The organism is Rossellomorea sp. FS2, from assembly GCF_047915635.1.
Lineage (GTDB): Bacteria > Bacillota > Bacilli > Bacillales > Bacillaceae_B > Rossellomorea > Rossellomorea marisflavi_A.
This window is the reverse complement of record NZ_JBLRVS010000004.1, coordinates 312,581-330,859: the sequence shown is the minus strand read 5'-3', so window position 1 is coordinate 330,859 and position 18,279 is coordinate 312,581. Positions and strand designations below refer to the sequence as shown.

General features: G+C 48.3%; 22 protein-coding genes. 11 read left to right on the top strand and 11 right to left on the bottom strand.

Going from position 1 to position 18,279, the window contains the following annotated elements:
• Positions 1–30 precede the first annotated feature (30 nt).
• On the bottom strand, positions 31–885 hold the full coding sequence (locus ACNA6I_RS12380; RefSeq protein WP_416313396.1) for a PhzF family phenazine biosynthesis protein: 855 nt from the start codon (positions 883–885) through the stop codon (positions 31–33).
• A gap of 155 nt (positions 886–1,040) precedes the next feature.
• Between ACNA6I_RS12380 and ACNA6I_RS12375 the strand changes: the two genes are divergently transcribed.
• Genes ACNA6I_RS12375 through ACNA6I_RS12365 form a run of 3 tightly spaced genes read left to right on the top strand, consistent with a single transcriptional unit; the run spans position 1,041 to position 2,857 of the window.
• On the top strand, positions 1,041–1,421 hold the full coding sequence (locus ACNA6I_RS12375) for a VOC family protein (RefSeq protein WP_416313395.1): 381 nt from the start codon (positions 1,041–1,043) through the stop codon (positions 1,419–1,421).
• A 60-nt stretch (positions 1,422–1,481) separates the two neighbouring features.
• Positions 1,482–2,111: an HAD family hydrolase gene (locus ACNA6I_RS12370; protein WP_309517577.1), complete on the top strand. Its 630-nt coding sequence runs from the start codon at positions 1,482–1,484 to the stop codon at positions 2,109–2,111.
• A complete protein-coding gene (locus tag ACNA6I_RS12365; protein ID WP_416313394.1) occupies positions 2,108–2,857 on the top strand; it encodes a phosphotransferase family protein in 750 nt (249 codons plus the stop codon). Before ACNA6I_RS12370 ends, ACNA6I_RS12365 begins: the two co-directional genes overlap by 4 nt.
• A 36-nt stretch (positions 2,858–2,893) precedes the next feature.
• Here ACNA6I_RS12365 and ACNA6I_RS12360 read toward each other — a convergent pair whose 3' ends face one another.
• The gene (locus ACNA6I_RS12360; protein ID WP_416313393.1) at positions 2,894–4,201 is read right to left on the bottom strand and encodes an aldehyde dehydrogenase; all 1,308 of its coding nucleotides are present in this window, start codon (positions 4,199–4,201) and stop codon (positions 2,894–2,896) included.
• A 266-nt stretch (positions 4,202–4,467) separates the two neighbouring features.
• Between ACNA6I_RS12360 and ACNA6I_RS12355 the strand changes: the two genes are divergently transcribed.
• Positions 4,468–5,190, top strand: a complete 723-nt coding sequence (locus tag ACNA6I_RS12355; protein ID WP_148985161.1) for an alpha/beta fold hydrolase — start codon at positions 4,468–4,470, stop codon at positions 5,188–5,190.
• 17 nt (positions 5,191–5,207) lie between these two features.
• Here the strand turns inward: ACNA6I_RS12355 and ACNA6I_RS12350 are convergent, their stop codons facing one another.
• Positions 5,208–5,954: a class I SAM-dependent methyltransferase gene (locus tag ACNA6I_RS12350; RefSeq protein ID WP_148985162.1), complete on the bottom strand. Its 747-nt coding sequence runs from the start codon at positions 5,952–5,954 to the stop codon at positions 5,208–5,210.
• Positions 5,955–6,045: 91 nt separating this feature from the next.
• Positions 6,046–6,228: a hypothetical protein gene (locus ACNA6I_RS12345; RefSeq protein ID WP_148795991.1), complete on the bottom strand. Its 183-nt coding sequence runs from the start codon at positions 6,226–6,228 to the stop codon at positions 6,046–6,048.
• Between the two features lie 75 nt (positions 6,229–6,303).
• On the opposite strand from ACNA6I_RS12345, the gene ACNA6I_RS12340 reads away from it, so the two are divergent.
• Positions 6,304–7,416 carry a serine hydrolase domain-containing protein gene (locus tag ACNA6I_RS12340; RefSeq protein ID WP_416313392.1) on the top strand — a complete coding sequence of 371 codons (1,113 nt, stop codon included), beginning with the start codon at positions 6,304–6,306 and terminating at the stop codon, positions 7,414–7,416.
• Here ACNA6I_RS12340 and ACNA6I_RS12335 read toward each other — a convergent pair.
• Genes ACNA6I_RS12335 through ACNA6I_RS12320 form a run of 4 tightly spaced genes read right to left on the bottom strand, consistent with a single transcriptional unit; the run spans position 7,406 to position 9,343 of the window.
• Positions 7,406–7,687, bottom strand: coding sequence for an RNA polymerase alpha subunit C-terminal domain-containing protein (locus ACNA6I_RS12335; protein ID WP_048005225.1), 282 nt, complete (start codon positions 7,685–7,687; stop codon positions 7,406–7,408). The genes ACNA6I_RS12340 and ACNA6I_RS12335 overlap by 11 nt on opposite strands.
• A 17-nt stretch (positions 7,688–7,704) precedes the next feature.
• Positions 7,705–8,058, bottom strand: a complete 354-nt coding sequence (locus ACNA6I_RS12330) for a YrdB family protein (RefSeq protein ID WP_251527949.1) — start codon at positions 8,056–8,058, stop codon at positions 7,705–7,707.
• Entirely contained in the window at positions 8,051–8,614 is a 564-nt protein-coding gene (locus ACNA6I_RS12325; RefSeq protein ID WP_416313391.1) for a TetR-like C-terminal domain-containing protein, read from the bottom strand. Before ACNA6I_RS12325 ends, ACNA6I_RS12330 begins: the two co-directional genes overlap by 8 nt.
• Before the next feature lie 24 nt (positions 8,615–8,638).
• The gene (locus ACNA6I_RS12320) at positions 8,639–9,343 is read right to left on the bottom strand and encodes an MBL fold metallo-hydrolase (RefSeq protein WP_416313390.1); all 705 of its coding nucleotides are present in this window, start codon (positions 9,341–9,343) and stop codon (positions 8,639–8,641) included.
• Between the two features lie 97 nt (positions 9,344–9,440).
• Here ACNA6I_RS12320 and ACNA6I_RS12315 point away from each other — a divergent pair, with 97 nt between their 5' ends.
• A complete protein-coding gene (locus tag ACNA6I_RS12315; RefSeq protein WP_416313389.1) occupies positions 9,441–10,031 on the top strand; it encodes a histidine phosphatase family protein in 591 nt (196 codons plus the stop codon).
• Positions 10,032–10,078: 47 nt separating this feature from the next.
• On the opposite strand, the gene ACNA6I_RS12310 is transcribed toward ACNA6I_RS12315, so the two are convergent.
• Complete coding sequence (locus ACNA6I_RS12310) at positions 10,079–11,491, bottom strand: PTS transporter subunit IIC (protein ID WP_159129418.1); 1,413 nt, start codon at positions 11,489–11,491, stop codon at positions 10,079–10,081.
• A gap of 167 nt (positions 11,492–11,658) precedes the next feature.
• Between ACNA6I_RS12310 and ACNA6I_RS12305 the strand changes: the two genes are divergently transcribed.
• From ACNA6I_RS12305 to ACNA6I_RS12295, 3 genes are read left to right on the top strand one after another with little or no spacing between them, the layout of a single operon-like run.
• Positions 11,659–12,684 carry a LacI family DNA-binding transcriptional regulator gene (locus tag ACNA6I_RS12305; RefSeq protein WP_159129419.1) on the top strand — a complete coding sequence of 342 codons (1,026 nt, stop codon included), beginning with the start codon at positions 11,659–11,661 and terminating at the stop codon, positions 12,682–12,684.
• On the top strand, positions 12,677–13,351 hold the full coding sequence (gene rpe / locus ACNA6I_RS12300; protein ID WP_159129420.1) for a ribulose-phosphate 3-epimerase: 675 nt from the start codon (positions 12,677–12,679) through the stop codon (positions 13,349–13,351). Before ACNA6I_RS12305 ends, rpe begins: the two co-directional genes overlap by 8 nt.
• Position 13,352: 1 nt before the next feature.
• A complete protein-coding gene (locus tag ACNA6I_RS12295) occupies positions 13,353–14,270 on the top strand; it encodes a ribokinase (protein WP_159129421.1) in 918 nt (305 codons plus the stop codon).
• Between the two features lie 41 nt (positions 14,271–14,311).
• Here ACNA6I_RS12295 and ACNA6I_RS12290 read toward each other — a convergent pair whose 3' ends face one another.
• On the bottom strand, positions 14,312–14,458 hold the full coding sequence (locus ACNA6I_RS12290) for a hypothetical protein (protein WP_159129422.1): 147 nt from the start codon (positions 14,456–14,458) through the stop codon (positions 14,312–14,314).
• Between the two features lie 116 nt (positions 14,459–14,574).
• Here ACNA6I_RS12290 and ACNA6I_RS12285 point away from each other — a divergent pair, with 116 nt between their 5' ends.
• Entirely contained in the window at positions 14,575–15,492 is a 918-nt protein-coding gene (locus ACNA6I_RS12285) for an alcohol dehydrogenase catalytic domain-containing protein (RefSeq protein ID WP_416313388.1), read from the top strand.
• Positions 15,493–15,536: 44 nt separating this feature from the next.
• On the opposite strand, the gene ACNA6I_RS12280 is transcribed toward ACNA6I_RS12285, so the two are convergent.
• The gene (locus tag ACNA6I_RS12280) at positions 15,537–16,082 is read right to left on the bottom strand and encodes a class I SAM-dependent methyltransferase (RefSeq protein ID WP_416313387.1); all 546 of its coding nucleotides are present in this window, start codon (positions 16,080–16,082) and stop codon (positions 15,537–15,539) included.
• Between the two features lie 200 nt (positions 16,083–16,282).
• On the opposite strand from ACNA6I_RS12280, the gene ACNA6I_RS12275 reads away from it, so the two are divergent.
• Complete coding sequence (locus tag ACNA6I_RS12275) at positions 16,283–18,196, top strand: PTS mannitol transporter subunit IICBA (RefSeq protein WP_048013632.1); 1,914 nt, start codon at positions 16,283–16,285, stop codon at positions 18,194–18,196.
• The last annotated feature ends 83 nt before the right edge of the window (positions 18,197–18,279 follow it).

The window sequence follows — 18,279 nt, the reverse complement described above, 5'->3', positions numbered from 1 at the left end:
AGGAAGAGGACGCTGAGTGGCGTCCTCTTTTTAAATTCGTATGGTTCCCTCCGAAATGACAATCCCAGTCCCTCCAACAAGCACCCGGGGCTTCGTGGGATCAGTCAGCACCGTCGTAATGACCGATGGCCGTTGGAGGCTTTCACCCTGTAAACACCGGAACTCCTCGTCAAACTCCGTCAACACCCCATAATGATACAGATAGTACGTCATCGCGCCACTCGCCGTCCCGGTGGCGGATTCTTCGTCAATCCCGTAAAGGGGGCTGAAATTCCGGCTGCATGCAAGGGCATCCGTCGTATCCAGTGTGAACGCGTGGATCCCTTCCAAGCCATGCTTTTTTTGATAAGCTGCCAAAGCCTTCATGTCCGGTTTGATGGCGTCGAGTGCGCGCCTGCTTGTAATCGGAACCAAGAGATCCATCAGGCCGGTGCTCACGGCACGAGGCGGCAGGGATCCTCCGATGTAGGACGCTTCGATTCCAAGGAGCCCAGCCAGTTCCACCACATCTTCACAGAGATCCCCGAGCCTTGGTGGTGCCTGTTCCATCATGATGCAACCATCCGATAAATGGACGGGGATGTCGCCCGCTCCGGTTTTCATTATGTACGAGCGACCGTCTGCCACCAATGCCTTGTCAAAAAGGACGGTGAACACAGCGATGGTGGCGTGCCCGCATAGGTCCACTTCAGCATTCGGCGTGAAGAACCGCACGTGGAAAGTAGAATCACTCTTCCTTTCCACAAAAGCGGTCTCCGAATATCCGAGTTCACGGGCAAACAGCTGCATGGAAGACTCGTCCATGGCGTCCACCAGGACGACCCCGGCAGGATTCCCGCCGAACGGAACATCGGTAAAGGCATCCACAATAAAAAACTTCATCATTTTCCTCCCCAGACATTTTTCCTTATTGTATCAAATTTTTGAAACCTTCTTGTCCCATCAGCGTAAATATAGATGGAAACATGCAGTTCAAGGCAGGAAAACAGGTATCCATGGCGAATGAAGAAACATACCCCATTTACCAGGAGGATCAAAACATGATCAATCAAATCGGTCAAATCATGCTCTATGTGAACAATCAGGATCAGGCGAAGGCATTCTGGAGTGAAAAAGCAGGCTTCCACATCAAGTCGGAAGAGGATAACGGTCATATGCGCTGGGTGGAAATCGCTCCTACAGCCGAGGCCGAGACGACAATGATCCTGCACAATAAGGAACTTATTGCCAAGATGTCACCGGAGCTCAATCTCGGAACGCCCTCCATCATGTTTTTCAGCGACCGGTTTGACGAATTGTATGATAAGCTTTCCTCGGGTGGCGTGACCGTCGGGGAAATCGTCCAGATGGGCCCGCAGCGTGTGTTCAATTTCGCTGATGATGAAGACAATTATTTTGCCGTTATGGATCATAAACAATAGAGAAGGTGACAGGTTTTCAGACATGAGCTGAGGGCCTGTTTTTATGAAGGAGGAACAAGTATGGAGCGCGTCATATTCCTGGATGCAGGGGGCGTTTTATTCGATACAGTCAAAAAAGGGGAAGACCGGGTCCATCACATTCTCGCAGAACGGGGATTCGAGCGACAGGATGTGCAGGCGGCGATCGGGAAGGCGAAGATGCTGGAGCTTCCGTTCATCACGAACTGGGAAGAAGAGGAGCGCTATTTCAAACGCTATTACGAGGTCATTGCAGACGAAATGGGGGCAAGGGAGTTAGCGCCGGAACTTTTTTACTTCTGCCACTATGCCCGCCACTGCGAGATGTTCATGGAAGTGAAGGCAGTGCTTGAGAAGCTGAAAGCAAAGCATTATCGCCTCGCGGTCATCTCAAACGCCGTGCCTAGCATGGACTGGGTATTCGACCAGCTCGGATTGCGGAAATATTTCGAGCGGATCATTCTCTCTTCCACCGTCAATAAAGTGAAGCCGAGCGAAGCGATCTACCGCTACGCACTAGAAGAGATGAACATCCGCGCGGAAGAAGCCGTCTTCGTCGACGATCTTATCGAGAACATCCAGGGGGCCGAGCGGATCGGCATGAAGGCCCTGCATCTCCAGCGGAAGAAGCAGGATCTATGGGAGCTCTTGAAGGAAGAAGGGTTGATATGAAGGGACCCATCGCCACGGGTAACACGGCGGAGATCTATCTGAATGATGCAGGCCATGCCGTCAAGGTGTACAAGGAAGGCTTCCCGGCAGATGTAGTCCTGAAGGAAGCGGAAAAGCAGCGTTACATCCATTCCCTTGGCATCCCTGTGCCGGAAGTCCTTGAACTCACCACTTTCAACGGAAGACAGGCCCTGGTCATGGAATACATAGAGGGGGAAACACTCGGGGATCTCGCCATGAAGGACCGAACCCTTCTGGAGGACTATCTGTCCGTGTCAGTCGAGATCCAGATGATGATTCATGAGAAAGACGCGCCGGGACTTGAACCGATGACAGATAAGCTGACCAGGCAGCTCCATGACGCCTCATCACTATCTTCAGAAGAGAAGATGGGTCTGTTGAAACAGGTGGACCAAGTGTCGGGAACCAAGCTGTGTCACGGTGACTTTCATCTATTCAATCTGGTGGAAACCGAGGATGGGATCCGGGTCCTCGATTGGGTGGACGCCAGTTCGGGGGATATCCGCGCCGATGTGGTTCGCACCTATCTCTTGTATGTTGGTTTCGATCAGGAAATCGCCGAGCAGTACCTTGCACTATACTGCGAGAAGAGCGGGCTGCGGAGGGAAGAGATTCTTCAGTGGGGACCGATGATTGCAGGGGCTAGGCTGTCGGAAAACGTTCCGGGTGAGGATGCGGACCGGCTTCTGGAGATTGTGTTGGAAGGACTGGCTAAACAAAACTAAAAACCCCCTGCATCAGCAAGGGGTTCTCTTCGTCATTTAATTCGTTGAACGTTTCAACACGCTCTTGAAGTGAGTGAACGTATCGAAGCTTGCTTTCCCGTGATAGGCACCCATTCCGCTATCGCCTACGCCTCCGAATGGAAGGTAGTGGGATGTCATGTGGTTGATCGTATCATTGATGGATCCGCCACCGAAGGAAATCGTGCTCAGGATCTCATCCTGTACGGCTTCGTCATCAGAGAACAGGTAAAGAGCCAGTGGTTTCGGACGTTTCACGATCGGTTCGATGATTTCATTCAAGCTGTCATACGTCATGACAGGCAGGATCGGTCCGAAGATCTCATCCTGCATCACGGAGTCATCCCATGAGATGTTATCAAGGATGGTCGGCTCGATGATCAGGTTGTTACGGTCATGTTTCCCGCCGGTCACGATGCTTCCGTTATCGAGGAAGCCGACAAGGCGGTCGAAGTGGCGCTCGCTCACTACATGTCCGAAGTTCGGGTTCTCGACGATGTTTTCACCATAAGAAGCCGTGATGACTTCTTTGAATTTGCTCATGAGTTCATCTTTTACGCTGCTGTGGACAAGAAGATAATCCGGTGCCACACAGGTTTGGCCGGCATTGGCGAATTTACCGCGTGCAATGCGCTGAGCTGCTTCATCAAGGTTGGCATCTTCGTGAACAATCGTCGGACTTTTACCGCCCAGTTCAAGCGTAGTCGGAGTCAGGTGCTTCGCTGCCGCTTCAGCTACGATTTTACCTACTCCGGTGCTGCCTGTGAAGAAGATGTAATCAAAGTCTTCTTTCAATAGGGCCGTGCTGGTTTCAACTTCGCCTTCCACTACATGAAGATACTCTTCAGGGAAGTTGTCGTTGATCAATGTAGAGAGAAGGGCAGATGTTTTCGGTGTAAGCTCGGAAGGCTTCAATACGGCCGTATTCCCACCGGCAATGGCGCCAACAAGCGGTGTCACAGCAAGCTGGAATGGATAGTTCCAAGGTGCGATGACAAGTGCGGAACCATACGGCTCAGGCTGGATGAAGCTTTTTGCTCCCTCGTGGGAAGCAGGTGTCGGCACTTCTTTTGTCGCTGCCCACTCTTCAAGATTCTCCACCATGAAGTCGATCTCACCGATCACGAGGCCGACCTCGGCACGTTTTGCTTCAAGCTCGGATTTATTCAGATCCTGTTTCACAGCATCCAGGATATCCTGCTCGTGCTTTTGAACAAGTGATTTCAATGTATTTAATGTGTTAATACGGAAAGCAACACTTTTGGTTTCTCCCGTACGGAAATACGTACGTTGTTTTGTTAAAAGATCTTGGTAGTTTTCCAACATGAACACTCCTTTGATTTGGCTACTCTATTGCTTTTCCCGTTTGGGACAAAAATAATCATGGGAACTATTTCTCGAATTTCCAATTGATTGTGCGCAATTAGTTGATATGTCAATTGATGACTAGGACTACTATAATACAGCCGTTTTTTGTTTGCAAGGGATGTGCTTGATGTGCCTGAAATGAAGGAGAGAAGGATCATACTACACGCTCGTTTGTCTAAGGTATAGCAAGATTCTAATGGATTTTATACAGGAGGAGAACCACTATGAATGAACGTTGGGTGAAAGTAAAAGATGTAAACATCTTTGTAAGGATGACAGGTCAAGAAGAAGGTGGCCACACCGTTGTTTTTGAAGCTGGATATGGAAATGATTCGAAAGCGTGGGATGGGGTGTGGGAAAACGTATCTGACCATGCACAAGTGATTTTATATGATCGAGCTGGGTTGGGGAGGAGCGATCCAACTAGGTCGGAGAGAACCAGTCTTCACATGGTTGAAGAACTTAGGGAGGTCCTGCATGAATTAAGCATCACACGCCCTTTGATCTTGGTTGGGCACTCTTTTGGAGGAGTAAATATCAGGCTGTTTGCAAGCATGTATCCTGATGAAGTTGCCGGACTGATTCTTGTGGACTCCACTCCCGTTGACTATAGGGAACGTTTTCTCCCTGTAATGTCTGACGGGTTCAAAAACAGGTATGCACAACAATTCACCCTCGAAGGCAACTACGATGAATTTCAGGAGAGCTTGGATCAATGCAAGTCTGCAGAGAAGAAGCCTCTACAAATACCAGTCGTTGTTCTTTGTGCAGGGAAGAAGGATCACTATTCAGAGGAGGCACAATCACTTTGGAATGATATGCAGCAAGAGCTTTCTTTATTGTCTACAAGGGGAGAATACAGGGTCATAGAAGATAGTGCTCATTACATACAACGTGATCAGCCGGATGTGGTTATTTCGGCCATTAAGGAACTCATTAAGAAGTAGAGAGGGGAAACATCCCCTCACATCTTCCTCGCCTTCACAATAAACGTGGAAGGCACCCATTCCGCCTTCTGACTGGCGTACCAACGTTCCGGGTTGTCAGACGGAATGTCGGCAATCACTGCTTCATCAATGACGTTTTCAATCGTAAATCCACACTGTATGAGCGTATTGATGTAGGTGGTCAGCTTTCGGTGGTGAATCACGACACTTTTATTCCACCCCTCATTGTATTCAGGACCTTCCTTTACATACGATTTGGTCATGACGAACTCGCCGTCCCTGTACTGGAGGCGGTCGTGCATGGGATTCTCCCAGCTGAAGATGAACGTGCCGCCCGGTTTCAGGTAAGAGTGGACGTGGCTCAATGTTTTCTTCAAATCATACGTCCACCCCAGGGCGTATATGGAGTACACCACGTCGAAATGGTTCATAGGAAGCCCGGGATTCTCCTCCATGGGGGATTCGAACAACTTCACTGTGGCATTCTGTTCCGAAAGCACACCCGTCGCCGCTTCGATCTGCTTTGTGGTCAAGTCGAGGCCCCACAGCTCACCGGCCCCCTGATTTCCCATATAGGCCAGGGAATGTCCACTCCCGCACCCGATATCGAGTACGGTTTTTCCGTTTACATCTCCAAACAGGTGAAGCTCATCTTCACTCGGGGCATTCGGGCCGAACTCCGGGAGGGCCGTCCGTCCGAAAAAGCGCTCGGCCGATTGCTCCCAGCTTGTCTTATTCATCGTCAAAATATCTACAGGTTTCATCTCAACACATCCTTCCCCGTACTACTTCTATAAACTGGTGAACATTTCCTGTAAATAAAAAAACTGAACTTCCCTCTAGGAAATTCAGTCGTCAATTCATGAAGCTGCCAATCAAGATGAATAAAGCCCCGAGAACAAACGCTCCGATGATGAAGATACCAATCCATCGTATGGGTTTAGGGAGGCTTCCATTCCCTGGGTCTGTACTTATTGGTGATCCTTCGATTTTACTCATGTGATCGGTTACATCGTTGAAGGGTTCTTTATCTGGCATGTTCATCACTCCTTGGGGATATCGTACCACACGCTATTATTTATGGTAAAATTTATATAAAAAAGGTGTGAGCACATGAAGAATGAATATGATCTAGTGATGGATTTCTTGGAGAAGCATCAACTTTTCAACGGGGTCATTATGATCGCAGACAAAGGTGTCCCGGTGTATGAGCGGAGTGTGGGAAAACGTAATGAAGCATCCCCTCTTACCAGCCAGTCTGTATTTGAAATCGCCTCGTTGACCAAACCATTCACCGGAGCGTGCATCATGATGCTTGTAGAGGAGGGAGGATTGTCACTTTCAGATGAATTGGCTGCCTTTTTCCCGCGCTTATCCTTTCCAGGCGTGACAGTAGGACATCTTCTACATCACACATCGGGTTTGCCGGATTATATGGAGTGGTTTGAAGACAAGTGGGACAGGACGAATATGGTCACGAACGCGGACGTAGTGAAGTGCCTTGAAACTTTACCAGCTGAATTCCTCCCCGGTGAACGGTGGGAGTACTGCAATTCAGGGTATGTCCTACTCGCTGAAATCATAGCATTGAAGTCCGGGATGACGTATGAAGAGTTTGTGAATCGTAGGATTTTCGAGCCTCTGGGCATGAGTAGAAGTTCCCTTTCCTCTGTATTTGTGGACGGGCCACCGAAAGACTACGCAACGGGTTATGTAGTGGACGGCGACGGTCGCATCGAACTGCCGGCCAATCTTCCTGACCATGAATATGTCGTGATGTTTGACCGTGTAAAGGGGGACGGGGGCATCAAATCCACGGCAGAAGATCTTTTGAAGTGGGAGCAGGGTCTCTTTTCAGGAATCTTGCTATCGGAGGAGAGCGTCCAGCAGATCGTACAGCCAGCCGTTCTAAAAGATGGTAGATATACAGATTATTGCCCAGCCCTACATGAAGAACACTACGGGGGATATGGAGCCGGCTGGAAGATTGAAGAGCATCTTGAATACGGAAAAATAGCCATGCATGATGGCTATTGGGCGGGGTACTGTCATGGGTTAGTGAAATATTTGCATCTTGATAAGACGCTTCTCCTCTTGAGCAACCACGACTTCATCGGTGAAGGATACGTAAAGATCCCCCACCTGCTCACGCTGGCTATGGAGAAGGTAATATGGGGGGAAGATGCAGATTTGACGCCATTCAGGGAACTCCTGTCTACGCCCTGAAAGCAAGCCCATTCCGTTCCAGTTCATCCCTCAACACAGGAAGCGAGGAAGGACCAATCCCGTGCAAGGAAAGGATTTCTTTTTCCGTGTATCTGCAGAGGTCCTCTGCCTTCGCAATTCCTTCACTGGCCAAAGCCCTGCGTGCCGGAGCCGAAAGCTTGGACTGAAAGCCTTCAGAAGGCTTTTTTTCTTTCTCACAGGTCGGGCATGTGGGGCAATCACTGCTCTTGTAATAAACATGTCCTTGTTCGCAGACTCGTTTGGATGTCATGTTAGAGGCATCTCCTTTCAAGTGTGAATCAGGTTTTCTTGTTTCCAATATACAATGAGCACACGGTTGAGGACCACACCTACTAGATAAATAATGGCCGTCACAGGCATCAACCCCAATAGAAGGGCCCCTGGAAGCCCGAATATCAAGGCTTCGAGCATAAGCCTACCATTTTTGGGGAGTGGGAATGGGGCGCGCGGAGAACCGAACATTCCCCACGCGATTGCGAATAACAGGGGAAGGGTGATCCCGCTCAGCCACCCCATCCAGCCATCTCCCATATGGAACCCCCAATACCCGATTGCCGTCAAACCCATCAGCTCCAGCGTGAAGCGAAGGGCAGCATTCAACCTTCTAAGCCATCTACTCATTGGAGTCCTTGAACCAGTGGATTCCTGCAAGAAAAGCGTTGATGCTTTTGGTGAGGCTCTCATCTTTTTCAAGGGGAAGTCCGAATTCTCCGTGCTGCTCCAATGAAGCAAAGCCATGGAGAATGCTCCGCAGTCCCCGAACGGCATGAAGGGTACCATGTTCACCCAAACCATAGCCCTCCATGACTTGAGTGATGATCCTGATGCTTTGATCCTGGATGTCCTGCAGCTCTTCATCGGCTCCGACCGCTACCATGAGCATGGCTTCATACAGTCCCGGATGGTCCCGGACGAATTGTACATAGGCCATACCGAAGGCGAGGACAGCGGCATCCATTGAACGGCCGACTGAAGCGTCCGTCAATCGTCGGTTCAACTGGGAATAGCCGCGTTTGGCCAATTCAATCTTCAGTGCAGGGAGTCCGCCTTTTACATGATTATAGAGGGAAGGGGGCCGGACATGTAATGATTTTGCCAAGGTGGCAAGGGTAACCTCACTCATCCCTTCACGGTCAGCAAGCTCGATTGCTGCTTTTACGATGATATTAAGATCCATTCCGATTCGTGGTGACATACTGATTCAACCTTTCTTTTTTGCCTTTAAGATGGCTTTATTCATGATCGATTCAGGTGACGGGATCATCCCTCCGTGACCTGCGGCGAGGAGAGTGGGCTTCAGATCAACCAGCTTTTGAGCGCTTTTCACTGCCACCTCTTTATTCCAAGTTGCAAGCGCAGGGAACGGGAAGAGCACATTGAGCTGCCCGGAAACGGCCGTCCCTCCGCGCGTTTGAAAAGCATCTCCAACAATCAGGCTACCGTCCCTCTGGTCGAAGAAAGCCATTGACCCCGGTGTGTGCCCCGGTGCTGAAATGGCTCGGAGGGAACCGACCACATCATCCTCTTCAAGAAGGATATCCGCACGGGTCTGGATGTTCTTTGGCACGCCGCCGCGGATAGGTGTCTGGGGCTCGTGATCATCCAGGGAAACATCCCCGCGAAGAAGTCGTTCATCCCGTTTGGAAATATAGACTTCAGCATGAGGCAGTGATTCCTTCAGTTTATCCAGCGCACCGATATGATCGTCATGGGCATGGGTCAAGACGATGCGGGTAATGGGTTTGCCAATTTTCTCGGCAGAAGCCAGGATTGCTTTTGCACTATAAGGGAGTGCGGCATCGATAAGGGTCAGGTCATCCTGTTCTTCAACAAGATAGCAATTCACAGGAAACAACCGCGGCAGAAAAGATAACTGATGGATCTGATTTATACGGGTTAGACGCATGATGGCGTTCTCCTTTAAGAAAATGAATTTTAAAACTAATGATAATAACAATATAACTAATGGTATTAGTTTTGTCTAGTGATGAGGAGGGAATTATTTGAAACTGTTATTGATTCGCCACGGACAGTCCGAGGCAGATGTCCTGAACGTACATGAAGGAAGGGCCGACTATCCGTTGACGGAGCTTGGTCGTACGCAAGGAAAAGCCATGGCGGCAAAAGTAGAAAGCTTTTTCAAACCAGACATCATCTGGTCCAGTACGTTAAAAAGAGCAGCCGAAACCACGGATATCCTGACAAATAAAGCGGGGTGCAAGGACGTCCGCTATGTAGACGAGCTGATGGAACAACATAATGGAATCTTAGCCGGTATGCCACTTGTGGAAGCTGAGAAGATCCCCCTCCCTCAGTATCTTCACGAAGCTGTGGAGGGAGGGGAAACATTCATTGAGTTCCGGATGAGGATGGAGCACATCTTCTCCCAGATCATTCATACAACGCATGCAGACAGGATCATCATCGTCGCTCATGGCGGTGTTTTATCCATGCTTCTGAATATCTTTATGGGGAATCCGGTTGATCAGAATGTGTGGTTTATCACGGGTGACACAGGAATGCATCTGTTGGAGAAGGACGGGGAGGAGAGGTTGGTTCACTTTTTGAATGATACGGGGCATACTTTGACGTAAAACGAAAAAAACAGCCCCTATCAATCTAGATAGAGGTTGCTTTCATATCAGGCAGCAGAGACAGAATCGTCTTTCTTCCCTGCCTTTGCATTTTCTTTACGCATTTGTCTGAAGTACCAGAAGAACATAAGGAGATAGGCAACAAAACCGATGACTGCAAATAGAATGAGTTTGATATCCATCGACTCGACGGCTTTCCCCATAAGGATTCCGAGCATTTTCTCAATTGGGTCAGAATCAACCGAAGAGAATAGAGCGCTTTCAGATAAGCCGGATGGGAAATTGTTCATGGCCTTGGATGTATTGGTGACGAATTCTGCAATGAGCGTTGCTCCCCAAAGGAATAGTGGGATCAGGATCGTTCCAATCAGTGTCATACGGATGACGCGCCCTTTTGTAACAATTAAGAGAGCTGGAGCAAGAACAGTCAAGATTATTCCGCCAAGTGGGAGAACGGTGTTACCTGGTAAGAAGATGGCGATGATCAGAAGGATCGGTGCAAGAATATTTGCTACCGCCCAAAGTTCTGCTCTCGTAGCAAGGATCGGCCAATCAATTCCGATGAAAAGTTTTCTTCCGCGAAGTTTTTTACTCATCATCTTCGTGATTCCATCCGATAACGGTTCAATGGCAGGGCCGAACCAGCCGCCAACAAGACCGAACAATTCCAGCGCTACCCCTCCTGTAAAGGCAAGGGTAAAGATCTCACCAGCAGATTGTTGTCCAAGCAAACCGATGAACACCCCAAGATAAGCACCGATTGCAAATTTACTTCCCCAGAATCCGATTTTCTTATTCAACACTTCGGCATTGAAGTCGAATTTATCGATGAAAGGCAGACACACGTCAATCAGTTTATTGAACACCATGACAATCGGTGCAATAAGAAGGGATGGGTGGGCAGTGGTCGTAATATTGGTATGGTCATAACCCAGCAGTTCATTGATTGTCGGTTTCATCACATCGGCATTGATCAGCATCAGAGCATAAATGACCATGACGAAGAGCGAGGTCAGCACAAGATTATCTCCGGAGTAATACATCGTAAGAAGACCGATCACCGAGAGGTTCCATATATTGAACAAATCTACATTGAATGTAGTGGTTCGTTTCGTAATGAGCATGATGAAGTTGACAACAAGACAGATAAAAGCGAAATACAGCGTATATACAGAGCCCCATGTAATAACAGCAAGAGGTGCCCAGCCAAGATCCGTGACGGAAAGGGCTACGCCTGTAGATTCCACGAAATCTTCCAAAGCAGGGGCGAACGCGCTGGTCAACAAGGAAATTACAGCGCCCATTCCTGTAAGTGCCACGGCCATTCGCAAGCCGCCTTCAATGGATTTAGAAATGGAAACCCTTACACATAAAGACAGAAGCGTTATGATGATGAACATCATCGCGGCCCCTCCAAGATTAATGAACCCATTAAAGCCATCATTGATAAGATCTAACATATGATAACGTCCTTCCAGTTGTAATGTGATGTTACGTAACCGGTTACATTACAATGCAGGAACAATTAACTATAAACTATCACCATATTCCCAAAAAAGCAAATATAAAATTTTATTTGACAATTGAAAGTGGGAATGATTAACTGTGAAGTAACCGGTTACGTAAAATGAGGGATAATCACATGACAACCATTAAAGATGTTGCCAAGGCAGCAGGTGTTTCCTCCGCAACGGTCTCAAGGATCATCAATAATAAAGGTGAAGCAAGTCCGGAAACCATTGCCCGTGTGAAACGAATTATTAAAGAATTGAATTACAAGCCGAACGCGATTGCAAAAAGCTTGTCAAAGCGTCATTCCGATCTGATTGCCCTGCTCATACCAACATTAAACAACCCGTTCTTTCCAGAACTTGTGAAGGAAATCGAGTCGGCTGCAAATGAGAGCGGATACAATATCTATTTGTGTAATAGCGATGATAAAAGGTCCAAAGTGAAATATTATCTGGATTCCATGGTGGATCACTATGTAAGTGGTGCGATCATTAACTCCCTGCATGTAGACAAGGAAGATCTGCAAATGCTTGAGGAGCGCGGGATCAAGACGATCACCATTGACCGTGCCAACTTTGAACATCCTTATTCCGCTGTTACCGTCGACCATCAATTAGGCGCTGAGCACGCGGTTACGCATTTGATTGAGGAAGGCGGATGCCGAAAGATTGTGTTTATATCCGGCCCGAAAATTGAAAAGAGCGCAAAGGATCGATTAAGAGGATTTAATCATGCAATTGAATCCACTCACCATCCAATTGAAACATTCACCGTATATGGTGATTTTGAAATGGAAAGTGGATATGAACAAATCAGGGTACTGCTCCAAAAAGGGGTACACTTCGATGGGATTTTCAGTTCCAATGATGCCATGGCCATCGGCGCCATCAGGGCTTGCCATGAAGCGGGTGTGAAGATTCCTGAGGATATCAAGATCATCGGTTATGACAATGTTAGTTTTTCTTCGTATACGGCACCGCCTCTTTCTACCATCGATCAGCAAAAGAGGGAAATAGGGAAAGTGGCCGTAAATGAACTCGTACGACTTATTCAAGGTCAGAACGAGTCACCAAAACATCATCAACTTAAGCCTAAACTTATTACAAGAAATTCAACAACTGGAGGTAGTGAAGATGTGTAAACTTGGACCATCATTGATGTGCGCAGACTTAGGAAACTTGGAAAGGGATATTCGTGCATTGGATCATGCAGGTGTAGATTTCTATCATATTGACGTGATGGATGGGAAGTTTGCCCCCAACTTCACCTTGGGGCCGGATTTCGTCAAGACGGTGAGGAAGATCACGGATAAACCGTTAGACATCCACTTAATGATTGAGGAACCTGAGCGTTACATAGATCTGTTCGCTGATTGCGGAGCGGAGATGATTTCGGTACACCAGGAGTCGACTCCGAATCTGCAAAGGACCCTGTCTCAGATTCAAAGTAAGGGGATCAAGGCAGGAGTAGCGGTCAATCCGGCCACTCCACTGGATTTTCTTGACTATGTGTTTGACGTAACCGATTACGTAGTGCTGATGACGGTCAATCCCGGTTTTGCCGGTCAGAAATTCCTCCCGGCAATGTATGAAAAAATCAAGAACTTGAAACAGAAAATTGACCAATACGATCGAGATATTGAAATACAGGTAGACGGGAACATTGGTGCAGCAACCATTCCTGGATGCAGAGAAAATGGGGCATCCATGTATGTTCTAGGTACCAGTGCAGTATTCAATAGCAATCATACATTGCAAGAGAACGTTGAAAACACGAGAAAACTATTTCAAGCAGTGGAGGCGAATTAATATGAAATACGATGTGATCACAGTTGGAAGTATCAATATGGATGTAATAGTCGAGTGCCCGCAGTACCCGGCATATGGTGATACCGTCTTTGCCAACTCAATCGGAATGACTCCCGGAGGAAAAGGGGCAAATCAAGCGGTGACAGCAGCACGTTTGGGGAAGAAGACGGCACTGATCGGTGCGGTAGGGAAAGATTCTGCGGGTACACAACTCTTGAAGAATCTTTCTTCCAAAGGCGTCGACACAAGTCACATCCTTCAGGTGGAAGAACACGGTACAGGAACATTCGTTGCCATGATTGATGAAACAGGTGAGAACACGATGGTGGGAACGAAGGGTGCAAATGACCATATTTCCGAAGAGGACATCAACTCTGTGTTTGAACAGATCGATGCCAAGATCCTCTTGGTACAGATGGAGACAAGTCAAGAATCCATTATCGCTTCAATGAAAGCAGCAAAGAGTAAAGGTATGTATGTGATCTTAGACCCTGCACCAGCAGACGGCATCTTCAATGAAGCTTTTAATTATGCCGATTTAGTTGTTCCGAATAAGCAGGAAACCGAACGAATTACAGGCATTCAAGTTCATGACCAGACCAGTGCCCATCTTGCCGCTGAAAAGATTCATGAACTTGGCGTAAAAGATGTGATTATCAAAATGGCTGAAAACGGCAGCCTCATCTCACAAAACGGCAACATAACATTTGTTGACGCCATTGCAGTGAAAGCGGTGGATACGGTAGGGGCGGGAGATTGCTATGCAGGAGCATTGGCATGTGCCTATCTAGATACCAATGATCTAGTGGAGGCTGCCAAATTTGCAAGCGTTGCAGCAGGAATCAAGGTATCCCGTTCAGGTGGGCAGGATGCGATTCCGACGATGGAAGAAGTCCAAGCCTATAAGCAACCTCAGTAATAGAAGAAGGATGCCTCCTTTAATGGTGGCATCCTTTTTTTTTATTTGGTTTCGTCTAATTTACTCAATATCTCCTTCATTAAAAAAATCCCCCTGATCAAACAACCCAAAATCATCCCGAATCCAATCACCATGCCAAGCTGATCCATTCCTAAGAGAACGAATCCGATCAGGCTACTTACAGCCATTAAAAACAATAAAAACAAATGCGAACGTCCCTTCCTTTGGTAAAATATAGCTAAATGCAAGTGTAGGACGACTTACCATCCCTTGTCAAAGGAGTATAGAGAAAAGAGTGATCAATATGAATAAACGTCTTGTCCTGAATGCCCCAAGGAAGTTGGAATGGCTCAGTGAAGAGGACTATGTCCTATCAGAAGACGAAATCCGGGTTGAAACCAATGCGTGCGGAATAAGCATCGGGGCTGAAATGCCTCAATATCTAGGGACGGACCCGACCGATCTGGAGCCCGTCTATCCGCGAAAGGTCGGGTACGAAAGCGCAGGGAAGGTCATTGAAATTGGGGGTGCCGTGACAGATTTCAAAGTGGGCTATCGCGTTATCGCTTTTTACGGTCAGCAGATATTCGGGGTGACCCCGTCCAGTAAGGCGGTCAGGATTCCTGCGGATGTAGAGTGGAAGTATGCGCTTCTTAATACGCATTCCTGTGATGCAGCCAAGGGCGTCCTGAAGCTGAATCTTTCGGAAGAAGATCGTGTCCTTGTAACAGGAGCAGGGACGATGGGGGTCCTTGCAGTTCATTTTTTGAAACATCATCTCGGGGTGAGGCATGTGGATGTGGTGGAGCCCGATGAAGCGAGACATCCGTTGCCGATGCGACTTGGTGCCGACAGGATCTACCGCAGTGAAGCCGAAATAGAAGATTCTTATGATGCGGGATTGGAGTGCTCAGCCCACAGTGCTGCATTTCTCACGCTAATGAACGTCATGAAGCGGGAGGGGACAATCTGTGTTTTATCAGATGGGAATCGTGATGAATTTACGCTCCCTTCTTCTTTCTTCGAGAAAGAATTGAAGATGGTCGCTTCAAGTGATGGCTATGACTATCGCAAACATGGTGAGTGGTTTTTCAGTACATATGAAGAGACGCCTTATCTTATGGATTTATTTGAAAAAGAGATTGCTCCGGATCAAGTGATGTCATGCTTTGAAGAGATGGAATCCGTCCGGCCGCTGAAGGTGTTTGTTGATTATCAATAGGGTGAAGGCAGGGTACGCAAAGAGCCGATGGCCGAGTCTCTTTGTTAATTCTTCACCGCATCCACCATCAAAGAAGGGAACGTCAAGACTTCCCGATTCCGGGGATCCACCTTCTTCGAACGGAAGATCACGCCCTTTGCTTCATCCCACTCGGAAGCGTGAAACTGTCCATTCTCATCGCAGTACTCCAATAATTTGACCTCAAAGCCTGCCTGTGAAAACATCTCAGTCAGGCTTTTGTATGTATGGACGATTTTATGGCTGGCTGCAGCATGATCCGCCGGTCCTGGTCCGCCTACCTGTACGATGTGCTGATACTCCTCATCCGGGAAAAACCCATCGGGTACGGCGCAGCGGACGTATCCGCCTTTTCTGAGAAAGCGGTAGCAGCGTTTAGCGGCTTCAAGTCCTTCTTCTGCAGTGAGATGCTCCCACACGTGCTCGGCGAGAACGGCCGAAATGCTGCTTTCTTCATATGTCCTTTTCCATGTTTCTTCTATAAGAAGGTCGAGCTCCAGCTCATCGGTATGGATCCAGCCGGGGTTATTATGGTAGGGTCCCGCGCCGATCACCACTTTCAATTCTTCCATGATCGTTCACCTCAACTTATGCATTCGACCAGATTCGATGATTTTCCTTTATTTTGAACTGTCAAGACAGATACATTACCTTTGTCACGGGTGTCGCGACAAAGTCAGTTTTCAAGAAGGTTGTATGGGGTTTCTCAGGTGACATATCATATAGATGTGATCTTATGTCATAAATCCTACTATAGAAGGGGAGAAATTACATGGCACAGTCTACTGTTAAAGTAAAGATTCAGAAGTTCGGTAACTTCCTGAGTTCCATGGTATTGCCGAATATCGGTGCTTTTATCGCGTGGGGATTAATCACTGCGCTTTTCATTCCAGACGGCCTTATCCCAAATGAAAGCCTTGCCAGCCTTGTAGGTCCGATGGTGACGTATCTGTTACCGCTCTTGATCGGGTACACGGGTGGTAAATTGATTCACGATCAGCGGGGAGGTGTCGTCGGTGCCATCGCCACGATGGGTGTCATCGTCGGTGCGCCTGATACGCCGATGTTCCTCGGCGCCATGATCATGGGTCCCCTTGGTGCGTATGTCATCAAGATATTTGACAAACTGGTTGACGGGAAGATCCGTTCAGGATTTGAAATGCTCGTCAACAACTTCTCAGCAGGAATCCTGGGTGGAGCCCTAGCCCTCCTTGCATTCCTCGGAATCGGTCCTGCGGTGGATGCATTCACCCAGCTCCTTGTCCACGGTGTCGATTGGCTCATCGCAGCGCATCTTTTGCCGCTGACAAGCATCTTGATCGAACCGGCCAAAATCTTGTTCCTGAATAACGCGATCAACCACGGGATCCTTTCCCCGATCGGGTTGGAGCAGGTTCAACAAACAGGAAAATCGGTCCTCTTCCTATTGGAAGCAAACCCTGGACCAGGTCTTGGTGTCCTGCTAGCGTATATGTTCTTCTCAAGAGGAACAGCGAAGCAATCCGCACCTGGTGCCGCCATCATCCATTTCTTCGGGGGGATCCACGAGATCTACTTCCCGTATGTGCTGATGAAACCGGCACTGCTCCTTTCAGTCATCCTTGGTGGTATGAGTGGAGTGCTGACCCTTGTCCTTCTTGGCGGAGGTCTTGCATCACCGGCTTCACCAGGTAGTGTCATCGCCATTGGATTGGTGACACCGACTGGAGACGTTGGAGCGTACATCGCGAACTTCGCGGCGATCATCGTGGCTGCAGTCGTATCCTTCCTCGTGTCGGCCGTCATCTTGAAATCAAGCAAAAAAGACGATGGAAACATCGAAGAAGCAACAAAGAAAATGGAAGATATGAAAGGGAAGAAAAGCTCCGTTGCCGGTCACTTCAACCAGCAATCAAACGGACAGCTTCCTGAGAATGTAAACAAAATCATTTTCGCCTGTGATGCCGGAATGGGGTCCAGTGCAATGGGTGCTTCACTCCTTCGTAAGAAAGTGAAGGAAGCAGGCATTGAAGGCGTGACCGTCACCAACACGGCCATCAGCAATCTGCCGGCCGATGCCCAAGTGGTCATCACACAGGAAGAGCTGACGCCGCGTGCGCAAAGCAAGCTTCCAAGTGCGTACCACATCTCAGTGGATAACTTCCTATCCAGTCCCGAATATGACAAGCTGATCGGAAGCCTTCAGGCTGACGTGACACCAGCTCAAGAAGAGCTCGTGGAAGAAGCGGAAGCACCTGTTGACGCTCCTGACTCAGGAGATGACGATCTTCTACTAGAAGAGAACATCTTCTTGAATCAATCGTTCGCAACGAAGGAAGAAGCCATCCGATTTGCCGGTGAAGCATTGGCAAAAGCCGGATACGTGGAAGACAGCTATGTAGACGCCATGATCGATCGTGAAGGCATCACGACGACTTACATGGGTAATAACGTAGCCATCCCGCATGGTACGGAAGAAGCGAAGCGGGCAGTCCTGAAATCCGGATTCACCATCATCCAGGTTCCAGACGGTGTCGACTTCAACGGAGAGAAAGCGAAGCTGATCTTCGGTATCGCCGGTAAAGACGGCACGCATCTTGAGATCCTCTCAAGCATCGCGGTCATCTGCTCCGAGCAGGAGAACGTCGACAAAATGGTCCTCGCCTCTTCTGCAAAAGAAATCAAAGACATCATCAATAGCAACTAATGGAATCCAAATCGGAGAGGCGCACGCTTGCTTTTCCGATTTGGATGTTCTTATACTAGTGTAGATAAAGAAAGGGGGGAGAC

What these genes read in the sequence shown, in the direction of transcription:
- ACNA6I_RS12380 (WP_416313396.1), bottom strand. Translation starts at nt 885, where the DNA reads ATGATGAAGTTTTTTATTGTGGATGCCTTTACCGATGTTCCGTTCGGC.
- ACNA6I_RS12375 (WP_416313395.1), top strand. Translation starts at nt 1,041, where the DNA reads ATGATCAATCAAATCGGTCAAATCATGCTCTATGTGAACAATCAGGAT.
- ACNA6I_RS12370 (WP_309517577.1), top strand. Translation starts at nt 1,482, where the DNA reads ATGGAGCGCGTCATATTCCTGGATGCAGGGGGCGTTTTATTCGATACA.
- ACNA6I_RS12365 (WP_416313394.1), top strand. Translation starts at nt 2,108, where the DNA reads ATGAAGGGACCCATCGCCACGGGTAACACGGCGGAGATCTATCTGAAT.
- ACNA6I_RS12360 (WP_416313393.1), bottom strand. Translation starts at nt 4,201, where the DNA reads ATGTTGGAAAACTACCAAGATCTTTTAACAAAACAACGTACGTATTTC.
- ACNA6I_RS12355 (WP_148985161.1), top strand. Translation starts at nt 4,468, where the DNA reads ATGAATGAACGTTGGGTGAAAGTAAAAGATGTAAACATCTTTGTAAGG.
- ACNA6I_RS12350 (WP_148985162.1), bottom strand. Translation starts at nt 5,954, where the DNA reads ATGAAACCTGTAGATATTTTGACGATGAATAAGACAAGCTGGGAGCAA.
- ACNA6I_RS12345 (WP_148795991.1), bottom strand. Translation starts at nt 6,228, where the DNA reads ATGCCAGATAAAGAACCCTTCAACGATGTAACCGATCACATGAGTAAA.
- ACNA6I_RS12340 (WP_416313392.1), top strand. Translation starts at nt 6,304, where the DNA reads ATGAAGAATGAATATGATCTAGTGATGGATTTCTTGGAGAAGCATCAA.
- ACNA6I_RS12335 (WP_048005225.1), bottom strand. Translation starts at nt 7,687, where the DNA reads ATGACATCCAAACGAGTCTGCGAACAAGGACATGTTTATTACAAGAGC.
- ACNA6I_RS12330 (WP_251527949.1), bottom strand. Translation starts at nt 8,058, where the DNA reads ATGAGTAGATGGCTTAGAAGGTTGAATGCTGCCCTTCGCTTCACGCTG.
- ACNA6I_RS12325 (WP_416313391.1), bottom strand. Translation starts at nt 8,614, where the DNA reads ATGGATCTTAATATCATCGTAAAAGCAGCAATCGAGCTTGCTGACCGT.
- ACNA6I_RS12320 (WP_416313390.1), bottom strand. Translation starts at nt 9,343, where the DNA reads ATGCGTCTAACCCGTATAAATCAGATCCATCAGTTATCTTTTCTGCCG.
- ACNA6I_RS12310 (WP_159129418.1), bottom strand. Translation starts at nt 11,491, where the DNA reads ATGTTAGATCTTATCAATGATGGCTTTAATGGGTTCATTAATCTTGGA.
- ACNA6I_RS12305 (WP_159129419.1), top strand. Translation starts at nt 11,659, where the DNA reads ATGAGGGATAATCACATGACAACCATTAAAGATGTTGCCAAGGCAGCA.
- rpe (WP_159129420.1), top strand. Translation starts at nt 12,677, where the DNA reads ATGTGTAAACTTGGACCATCATTGATGTGCGCAGACTTAGGAAACTTG.
- ACNA6I_RS12295 (WP_159129421.1), top strand. Translation starts at nt 13,353, where the DNA reads ATGAAATACGATGTGATCACAGTTGGAAGTATCAATATGGATGTAATA.
- ACNA6I_RS12290 (WP_159129422.1), bottom strand. Translation starts at nt 14,458, where the DNA reads ATGGCTGTAAGTAGCCTGATCGGATTCGTTCTCTTAGGAATGGATCAG.
- ACNA6I_RS12285 (WP_416313388.1), top strand. Translation starts at nt 14,575, where the DNA reads ATGAATAAACGTCTTGTCCTGAATGCCCCAAGGAAGTTGGAATGGCTC.
- ACNA6I_RS12280 (WP_416313387.1), bottom strand. Translation starts at nt 16,082, where the DNA reads ATGGAAGAATTGAAAGTGGTGATCGGCGCGGGACCCTACCATAATAAC.
- ACNA6I_RS12275 (WP_048013632.1), top strand. Translation starts at nt 16,283, where the DNA reads ATGGCACAGTCTACTGTTAAAGTAAAGATTCAGAAGTTCGGTAACTTC.